The sequence below is a fragment of the Synechococcus lacustris str. Tous genome (assembly GCF_003011125.1).
Taxonomy (GTDB): domain Bacteria; phylum Cyanobacteriota; class Cyanobacteriia; order PCC-6307; family Cyanobiaceae; genus Synechococcus_D; species Synechococcus_D lacustris.
Window position 1 is genome coordinate 1 of sequence record NZ_PXVC01000073.1, and the last position, 9,345, is coordinate 9,345.

Below are 9,345 nucleotides of genomic sequence, written 5' to 3' on the forward strand. Positions count from 1 at the left end.
ATTATTACCATGGGAAGATACGTTTCTAGCATTAATATATAATATGGCATATTCTAAAATTATCAATGATTGAGGCAGTTTAGCTACCCAGCGATGGTGCTTGTGTTGATAATTTATCTCTATCCCAGTGCAACTGCTCGCAGCTTCCAGCCCAGATGGATCATCTATTAATTCTTCTTTACTAAGCCCATCATCTTTGCAAGTATTATTATAAAAATAAATGCTTCCCTTTATAATAGGCGCCTTAAAAATATTTAAGCAATCAATATCAGTAAATAAATTCTTGTATTGTTGAGCCACATTAGAACTATTAAGGCCCTCAGKTTGATCCATTTTAGGTTGTGTAATCGGCGTTGATGCGCACATATTCGGCCGACAGRTCGCAACCCCAGGCCCGGCCAGCACCAGAGCCAGATCCCACCAATAAATGAATATCAACTTGATCGCTYTCTAGATATTTGCCWGATCCCTTTGYTTGYAAATACAATGATGCTGCCRGSCGATCAAAATTAAGCGGTTCGCCATTAGCCATTAATTGATRGGGGCCAAGCCATAGGGCAACGGCCCCTGGATCAAARCAAACCCCTGCCCTACCCGCTGCTGCAACKATCCTGCCCCAATTGGGATCACGGCCATGGATTGCAGTTTTAAAYAAGGAAGAGCCACATATTGTGCGRGCTATWTGGCGGGCCTGGTTATTAGTTTCAGTGCCTTCCACCAACACTTCAATTATACAACTAGCRCCTTCCCCATCACGGGTTATCGCCCGAGCTAAATATTCACACATTTGATTTAAACCAGCTTCTAATAATGGCCAATATTGTTCCTCTAGCTGGGGCCCAGCGGCAAAAGCGATCAATGAATCATTGGTGCTGGTGTCGCCATCAACAGTGATTGAATTRAATGAATTATCAGCAGCCCGCCSTAACATTGCCTGCCATTGCTGCGCAGGAACAGCCACATCACAACTAATAAATGCAAGCATTGTTGCCATATTTGGATGAATCATGCCCGACCCTTTTGCAATACCTCCGAGCCGCACAAGCTGGCTACCTATTTGCAACTCCAATGCATGGCTTTTTGCCACTAAATCAGTGGTGAGGATCGCGGTAGCAGCTGCAGCACCAGCTTCTGAATTAGCAGCTAATGAATCCACCAAGGGATCAATAGCTGTTAATAACASATCCATTGGGATCGGCACACCGATCACACCGGTGGAGCAAATCAACACCTCTTCATGGGCTAAACCAAGCCGATCAGCTAARGCAGCAGTGGCCCTCAARCTATCGATTAARCCAAGATCGCCAGTGCAGGCATTGGCYTGGCCTGAATTTATAAGCACTGCCCTTGCCGTGCCTTGGCTTTGTTGCAACCTCTCAACGCATAGATCAACGCAGCCAGCCCGCACGATGTTTGTGGTGAAAACCCCAGCCGCCACCGCCGCCTCTGGCGCCAAGAGGAGTGCTAGGTCTTGCTTACCACTGGCCTTAAGCCCAGCTGTGATGCCAGCGGCTTTSAAACCATTTGGGGCTGTGATGCCRCCGCTAATYGGTTGCCAYTGATTCACGGCCKGTTCACACCAYTGGCACCATCCTGCCGGTGAAGATGGTGATGCTCAATCAATTGATTGCCATGGGCCAACGCCGCATCGGCCTCACCGGTGGAATTGCCAGTGGTAAATCGAGCGTGGGRAAACTGCTGCAGGAAAAATATGGCCTGYTGGTTTTAGATGCTGATCGCTATGCCCGCGCTGCCCTAGCCCCTGGCACTACRGCTAGCMAAGCGGTGCTRAASCGCTATGGGCAAAAGCTATTTTGCGGTGATCATCTTGATCGCAGGGCCCTAGGTGATCTGGTTTTTAATAACCCCACAGAACGCATATGGCTTGAACAACTGGTGCATCCAATTGTGCGGCAAAAGATAGCTGAGGAATTAAATAAATCAACTAGAATCGAAACCATAGTGTTAATGATACCACTCCTATTTGAAGCGGGCCTTGAATCACTAAGCACGGAAATCTGGCTTGTAGATTGCGATGAAAATCAACAATTAGAACGCTTAATTGCTAGGGATATATGCACGAATGAACAGGCATTAGCACGCATTAATGCCCAATGGCCTTTAGCCCGTAAGCGCCTCCTAGCCGATCGCCTGATCAACAACCGCGGCAGCAGTGCTGAACTTGCTGAACATGTTGCTGATGCGCTCAACCCTTGAGCTTAGTTAACAGGATTTGATTAGCAAGCTTTGGATCAGCTCGGCCGCCAGTTTGCTTCATTAATAGGCCCACAAAGAAGCCTTGTAATTTATTCTTACCGCCCCTAAAAGCTTCCACTTCAGCGGGATGATCYGCAAGCAACTGATCAACAATTGCRGTAATTGCYGCAGGATCACTRATCATTCCCAGGCCCTTCGCTGCCACTATCGCCTTTGCTGAACCACCCTCAGCTAATAATTGGGGCAGGATTTCTTTGGCGATTTTACCGCTGATCTCAGCAGCTTCTATTAAACCCACTAATTCCGCTAATTGCTCAGGCTTTAAGGGCAGATCAACATAGGAAAGTCGATTGGCATTCACGTGGGCTGCGATATCACCRGTTATCCAATTTGAAACSGCCTTTGCATCAGCGCCAGCCGCTACTGTGGCTTCAAAATATTCAGCCATTTGGCGTTCATCCGTTAATACCCTGGCATCATAAATTGATAAACCAAATTGATCTGCGTAGCGATGCCGTTTAGCGGCTGGTAATTCAGGAAGCTCRGCAAGCCAAGCATTCCGTTGAATATCTGATACTTCAATCGGCCCTAGATCCGGCTCCGGGAAATAGCGATAATCGGCGGCACCCTCCTTGCTGCGCATGCTCTTGGTGTGCTGTTTGCTTTCATCCCATAGGCGCGTTTCCTGCACCACCCGCTCACCACTTTCGTAGGCCTTTATCTGGCGCTGGATTTCAAAATCAATCGCCTTTTGAATTGCTGAAAATGAATTCATGTTTTTTATTTCCACCTTTGTGCCAAAGGGTGCATCCGGCCCCCTACGCACAGAGATATTCACATCGCAGCGCAATGATCCCTCTTGCATATTGCCATCACTAACACCTAAATAACGCATGATGCGGCGAATTTCAGATGCATATTCAGCCGCCTCCCTGCCGGTGCGGAGATCAGGTTTACTAACAATTTCGGCYAGGGCCACACCCGCCCGGTTGTAATCCACGAGGGAATGGGTGCTGCCGGCTAATCGATCGCTGCCGGCATGCACCAACTTGCCCGCATCCTCCTCCATATGCAAACGTTCAATGCCAATGCGTTTTAGATAGGTTTCTTTGCCTTTTTCAGCCACCTCAACTTCTATCCAACCATCCTCAGCAATCGGTTGGTCAAATTGTGAAATCTGATAGTTYTTTGGTAGATCTGGATAAAAATATTGCTTACGATCAAATTTGCTWTGGGCTGCAATATTCAGATTTAAAGCTAAWGCTGCCTTCACGGCATATTCGAGCACCTTTTGGTTTAACACCGGTAGGGTGCCAGGCAATCCGCAAACCACAGGATCGATGTGGGTATTTGGCTCATCACCGAAAGCGGTGGAGGCACCGGTGAAGATTTTGCTGGCCGTAGCCAGTTGCACATGGGTTTCTAAACCGATCACCGCCTCCCAATTGGCCTCTGCCATCGCTCTGCTCCAGCCTTGAATGGCATTGATCCTATGAACTCAGCCGCTATGGATCGATCTGAACCAATCCTGATCCTTGGCGGTGGCTTAATTGGCCTTGCCATTGCCCATGGCCTCGGCCGCCGTGGCCATGCCGTAACCGTGTTGAGCCGCCGCCGCAATGAAGCGGCTGGCTTTGTGGCAGCAGGCATGTTGGCCCCCCATGCGGAAGGCCTTAGCGGTGATCAACTGCTGYTGGGGCAAGCCAGCCTGGCCGCCTATCCAAGCTGGATAGCCCAGGTGGAGGCAGATAGCGGCATCAATTGCAAACTCAAACCCTGCGGCATCGTGGTGCCCTTTAAAAGCGCTAGCAACCGGGATGCCTATCCCACTGCTGCCATGGGTAAAAGCCTTGATCGAGCTGGCCTGGAGCAGGAAATACCTGGGATTGGCCCCCAATGGCAGGCGGGTTTGTTGTTTGAGCAAGACGGTCAAATTGATAATCGCCGCCAATTGATGCGGGCCTTAGAGCGGGCCTGCACAGGCCTTGGTGTGCAATTTCAAGARGGTGCCCAGGTGCAAAAGCTGCAGCGCCAGCAAAACGGGCACCTAGAGGCTGTTGAGCTGATCAGCGCAGAAGGTGAACGGCAGCGGCTGCCATGTGGCCATGCCGTTCTCGCCTGTGGTGCTTGGAGTGGTGAGTTGTTATCAAACCTGCCCGTTTTTCCGGTGAAGGGGCAAATGATGTCGTTGCAGGCACCGCGGCAGGCCCTAGGGCGAGTGTTATTCGGCCCCGGCACTTACTTAGTGCAAAGGGATGATGGTTTGCTGGTGGTGGGTGCCACCAGCGAAGCGGAAGCCGGCTTTACCGATGGCCTCACCCCAACCGGGCAACGGCAATTGCAGCAAGGCATTTGCGCCCTCCTGCCGGAAGCAAGCCATTGGCCGCCCATGGARCGCTGGTGGGGTTTTCGCCCCTGCACCCCCGATGAGGGCCCGCTTCTTGGCCGCAGCGCCGTGCMAGGCCTATGGCTAGCAACAGGCCACCATCGCAATGGGGTGTTGCTGGCAGCAATCAGCGTWGAACTGATAGTTGCCGCCATCTGCAATCAACTCGATCCTGATCAAGCGGCAATGCTCGCCAGCTTCAGCTACAAACGATTTGAGTAGTTAGTTATTTAACTAGCTTTCCGTGCGCCACCCCTGGTCGGCAGGGGTCCAGCTGCTTAATTCAGCGGCTTGGAACCAGAGGCCAATTTCAAATTCAGCTGTTTCTGCTGCATCGGAACCATGGATCACATTGCGGCCGATATTCACCGCCAAATCACCGCGGATGGTGCCGGGTTCAGCTTCTAAAGGCTTGGTGGCACCAATCAATTTACGGGCGCTAGCAATTACGCCATCACCTTCCCAAACCATTGCCACCACAGGGCCACTGCTRAGGAAATCCACCAAACCAGCAAAAAATGGCCTTTCGCGATGCACGCCGTAGTGCTCCTCCACCAAGCTGCGGCTAGGGGTTAGCTGCTTAAGCCCCACCAGCTTGAAGCCCTTGCGCTCAAAGCGGCCGAGGATTTCMCCCACCAGTCCCCGTTGAACACCATCGGGCTTGATGGCAATAAAAGTGCGTTCGGTGGCCATTGGGCAGGGGGAAAGCTCGGCCCCATGGTGGGTGCCTGGGGGGCTGCTTGGCAAGAACACAGTTTCAWGCTSCAATCACTTGCCTATAGTCATGYGCCTATRGTCATAATTAGAGACTKGTTTTTATGGCTCTACCCCAAGATCAGGGCCCRTGGATTTCAAAATCCCTATTCAAAAGCAAGGCTTTGGAATATTTCCGCCATGTTGAAACCAGCGGCGAAAGCATTGTGGTTACCGATCACGGCCACCCCACCTTGGAAATCCGCCCCTATGAGCCCCTGCCAAATTCYGAGCTAGACCCTTTGGATCAACTGCGCAACTCAGTAATTAGCTACATCGAACCAACGGAACCGGTGGATCAAGGGCACTGGGAAGCATTGCAGTGATTTTGCTTGATACCCATGTGCTGATCTGGTGGGTAAATGGTGATTTAAGCCGTTTATCAAAAGCAGCCCTAGCTGCGATAGATCTACATAAACAATCCAATCAAAAACAACAACTTCTTGTAAGTGCAATCAGCTGCTGGGAGGTGGCAATGCTGCTARAACGCGGCCGCCTAAGCCTCAGCATGGATAGCGAAAAATGGTTCAACCTGATCAGTTCCATCCCTGCCATCAAATTCCTGCCCCTTCAGCCTCGAGTTGCCATAAAMGCCACCCAACTGCCAGAACCGTTCCATGCCGATCCAGCCGATCGCTTCCTTGTGGCTCAAGCTCGCCAACTAAATCTGCCGTTGGTGTCTGCTGACGCCAGAATCAGGCAATACGCCCACGTGCAATCGATATGGTGAGTTCCAGCCCCGCACAAGCCTGGACCAGTGCCGATAGCGCTGCCCTATACGGCCTAGAGCGCTGGGGTGATCCCTATTTCAGCGTTAATAGTTGCGGCCATGTGATCGTGCAGCCCCGCGGTGACCGTGGTGGTTCCCTGGATTTGGTGGAACTGGTGGAGGGCCTGCAAAACCGCAACCTGCACCTGCCACTTTTGATTCGCTTCGACGACATCCTGGAAGACAGGCTGGAGCGGCTCCATGGCGCCTTTGAACGGGCAATCGCCCAATACGGCTATGGCGGTAGATATCAGGGTGTTTTCCCAGTTAAGTGCAACCAACAGCGCCATGTGGTGGAACAGCTGGTGGAGAGTGGTCGCCGTTGGAATTTTGGCCTTGAGGCGGGCAGCAAAGCGGAATTACTGATCGCCCTATCGCTTCTAAACGATCCMGCTGCGCTGTTGATCTGCAACGGCTACAAAGACAATCGCTATATAGAAACCGCGATCCTGGCAAGGCAGTTGGGCCGTCAACCGGTGGTGGTTATCGARCAAGCCGATGAGGTGGAACGCATCATCAGCGCCAGCAAAACCCTTGGTGCCGCACCTTTGATAGGCATTCGGGCCAAATTATCTACCCGCAGCACTGGCCGCTGGGGCAGCTCCGTGGGGGAAAGGGCAAAATTTGGCCTATCGGTTCCCGACCTGTTGGCCACCGTGGAGGCATTACGGRCAGCAAATCTACTTAATGATCTGCGKCTKCTGCATTTTCATATCGGCAGCCAAATTAATAATATTGCAGTGCTCAAAGATGCGCTCCAGGAGGCGGGACAGCTTTATGTGCAACTTGCCGAATTAGGTGCACCCATGGGTTACCTAGATGTGGGWGGCGGCCTTGGTGTTGATTACGACGGCAGCCGCACCGCCAGCGCTGCTTCCACTAATTATTCACTGCAAAACTATGCAAATGATGTGGTAGCAACCATCAAAGAATGCTGCGAACCAAAAGCSATCGCGGTACCAACTTTAGTWAGYGAAAGTGGCAGGGCGATMGCAAGCCACTTTTCAATATTAGTTTTYAACGTWCTTGGTAATACCGCCGTTGCTGATCAGGTGCCTGATCAGCAACCAGARGAACCATTAATTGTGCGCAATTTGCGCGAAACTCTCGCTGGCATWAAYCCCCAAAATCTACAAGAAGCCTGGAATGATGCCCGTAAATTTAAAGACGATGCCCTATCTAGTTTCAGGCTTGGTTACTTAAGCTTGCARCACAGGGGCCTGGCGGAACAGCTTTACTGGGCCTGCTGTTGGGCCATAACCCGTGAATTACCTTCAACTGAAGTGCCAGAGGATCTCCGCAGCTTGCAAGCTGCCTTAGCCCACACCTACTACGCGAATCTATCAATTTTTCGCTCCGCTCCAGATACCTGGGCAATTGATCAATTATTTCCGGTGATGCCAATTCACCGCCTAAATGAAAAGCCAAATCAATTGGGCAGTTTTGCTGATTTAACCTGTGATTCCGATGGTAAATTAGCCCGTTTTATTAATTCTGGTAGTGAGAAGCCATTACTAGAACTTCATAGCCTTAAACAAGGGGAACCCTATTGGATTGGCCTTTTCCTTGCTGGCGCATACCAAGAAGTTATGGGTAATTTACATAACTTRTTYGGTAGCACTAATGCCGTAAATATTCGCTTAGGTGCCGGCAGCCAATATCAAGTTGATCACGTGGTACGCGGCAACACAAATGCAGAAGTATTAAAGGCTATGGAACAYAACCCMAMCACYTTACTTGAACGCCTGCGYCAAGCCAGTGAAGCCTCTATYTCCCGCGGTGAATTATCRATTGCAGCTGCAAGTAAATTAATGGAACATCTTGAGCAATCGCTKCAACAAAGTACCTATCTAGAAGCCGATTACCAAGGGGAACCCATCAATTGAATRCCRCCCCAAAAATAGGGATGSGTTAATCCMGATGCTGCTATGCGCCTTTGGCTTGCATCCAAACCAGCCAGCAATACTTCACCAGAAGCACCAACTACACGATCAGCTTCTAAACGTATTAAGCCCCTAGAAAAAGCTTGGCGGGTGAGTTGTAAAGCCTCAGCCTTTGGCACGCCAGCTTCTAAATRGCGATAGGTTTGCACAAAGAAAGCAGAAGTTGCCACATCATCCACATACCAAAGGCTACCGATTGCACTGCGAGCACCCGCCTGAAGCGCAAGGCCCGCAAAACCAAGTTCGCTATCAGGATCACCAATGGCCGTACGGCAAGCGCTAAGGCTGATTAGATCAAGGCTGGCATCAGCGCGGCGACTGCGCAAGGAGGCGAATTCCTTGAGCGCAACAGCTCCYGTGCCGGTATAAATGCGCGATTGGGAYGGACCACCCGGCAAAAATTCAGCATGGGTAGCCACATGAACCCGSCGAAAWCGCGGKTCRGCAGCTGATATCAAAAGYGMRCTTGGGGTGAAAGCTTGATTMAGAAAAATCTCTGATTTTTGACCAATCGACACYGCCCGCAATTCCTCTGGCACCAGCGGTAAGGGTGCCAAACCATCAAAGYTAGATGCRCCTAGGGCAAGCAGATCACCACCGCGGCCAAGGGGTGSCTGAAGATTAGTGAGAYTGAGRGAAGGCGTAAGTGATAAACCATATTGTTCACCTAGAAATTGCTTACCGTTATGTAATGCMGCATAGGGAATTGCCTGTAAACCTTGATCGGCGCTTAAAAGCAAGGTGGTGATCTTTTGCTCCTGCAGAATTGGCTCTAGGGAAGTAAAGATTTGGCGATATAAACTGCGGGAAGGGCCATTCGCATCATTAACTGCCAGATTTTCCTGACGGGAAAGTGCCCCATAAAGCTTTTGCAGTGAATCGCGGAAATCAGCTTGGCGCAATGGCACACGGATTCCCTTTGGTTCGCCTGATGCTGTGATTAAAACTAAATCCAATTGGGCATCAAAGCCGCCAACAGCAGCATTTGAGTAGCGCAGATGCAAAACCGCTGGATTATATGCAGCACGATTAAAAGCAGGATTAAGCAATGCCTGATTGTTAGTTGCAGCGCTTGCTAGCAAACCAAGGCCGGGATCAAGCCCTAATCCTGCTTGCTTTCCAGCCGCTGTTCTCACTGATGTAATCGCAGTCTTTAAACCATTTTGAATATCAACAGTGCTGAGTGATTTCGCAGCCTCCTGCAACGAAAGCCCTAAGGCAACAGCTACTTTTTCACTATTTCTTTGCTCAGATTGCTCCAAAGAAGCAATCACCTG

Annotated in this window: 10 protein-coding genes; 5 read left to right on the forward strand and 5 right to left on the reverse strand. The window is 50.6% G+C overall.

Annotated elements, in window-relative coordinates:
• Both C7K08_RS15555 and argJ read right to left on the reverse strand, forming a co-directional pair.
• Positions 1-300: hypothetical protein (locus tag C7K08_RS15555; protein ID WP_161955895.1), on the reverse strand; the 300-nt coding region annotated here is incomplete at its 3' end.
• Positions 301-334: 34 nt separating this feature from the next.
• A complete protein-coding gene (argJ, locus tag C7K08_RS11200) occupies positions 335-1,567 on the reverse strand; it encodes a bifunctional glutamate N-acetyltransferase/amino-acid acetyltransferase ArgJ (RefSeq protein WP_106500697.1) in 1,233 nt (410 codons plus the stop codon).
• 38 nt (positions 1,568-1,605) lie between these two features.
• Between argJ and coaE the strand changes: the two genes are divergently transcribed.
• A complete protein-coding gene (coaE, locus tag C7K08_RS11205) occupies positions 1,606-2,217 on the forward strand; it encodes a dephospho-CoA kinase (RefSeq protein WP_241537225.1) in 612 nt (203 codons plus the stop codon).
• On the opposite strand, the gene gatB is transcribed toward coaE, so the two are convergent.
• Positions 2,207-3,676: an Asp-tRNA(Asn)/Glu-tRNA(Gln) amidotransferase subunit GatB gene (gene gatB, locus C7K08_RS11210; RefSeq protein WP_106500698.1), complete on the reverse strand. Its 1,470-nt coding sequence runs from the start codon at positions 3,674-3,676 to the stop codon at positions 2,207-2,209. The genes coaE and gatB overlap by 11 nt on opposite strands.
• Positions 3,677-3,709: 33 nt before the next feature.
• Here gatB and C7K08_RS11215 point away from each other — a divergent pair, with 33 nt between their 5' ends.
• Entirely contained in the window at positions 3,710-4,825 is a 1,116-nt protein-coding gene (locus C7K08_RS11215) for an FAD-dependent oxidoreductase (RefSeq protein WP_106500699.1), read from the forward strand.
• Positions 4,826-4,837: 12 nt separating this feature from the next.
• Here C7K08_RS11215 and ndk read toward each other — a convergent pair whose 3' ends face one another.
• A complete protein-coding gene (gene ndk, locus C7K08_RS11220) occupies positions 4,838-5,296 on the reverse strand; it encodes a nucleoside-diphosphate kinase (RefSeq protein WP_106500705.1) in 459 nt (152 codons plus the stop codon).
• A gap of 125 nt (positions 5,297-5,421) precedes the next feature.
• Between ndk and C7K08_RS11225 the strand changes: the two genes are divergently transcribed.
• From C7K08_RS11225 to speA, 3 genes are read left to right on the forward strand one after another with little or no spacing between them, the layout of a single operon-like run.
• A complete protein-coding gene (locus C7K08_RS11225; protein ID WP_106500700.1) occupies positions 5,422-5,682 on the forward strand; it encodes a type II toxin-antitoxin system Phd/YefM family antitoxin in 261 nt (86 codons plus the stop codon).
• Entirely contained in the window at positions 5,679-6,086 is a 408-nt protein-coding gene (locus C7K08_RS11230; RefSeq protein WP_106500701.1) for a type II toxin-antitoxin system VapC family toxin, read from the forward strand. Before C7K08_RS11225 ends, C7K08_RS11230 begins: the two co-directional genes overlap by 4 nt.
• Entirely contained in the window at positions 6,080-8,011 is a 1,932-nt protein-coding gene (gene speA / locus C7K08_RS11235; protein ID WP_106500702.1) for a biosynthetic arginine decarboxylase, read from the forward strand. Before C7K08_RS11230 ends, speA begins: the two co-directional genes overlap by 7 nt.
• On the opposite strand, the gene C7K08_RS11240 is transcribed toward speA, so the two are convergent.
• On the reverse strand, positions 7,987-9,345 hold a 1,359-nt coding region (locus C7K08_RS11240), incomplete at its 5' end, for a CHAT domain-containing protein (RefSeq protein ID WP_133165235.1). The genes speA and C7K08_RS11240 overlap by 25 nt on opposite strands.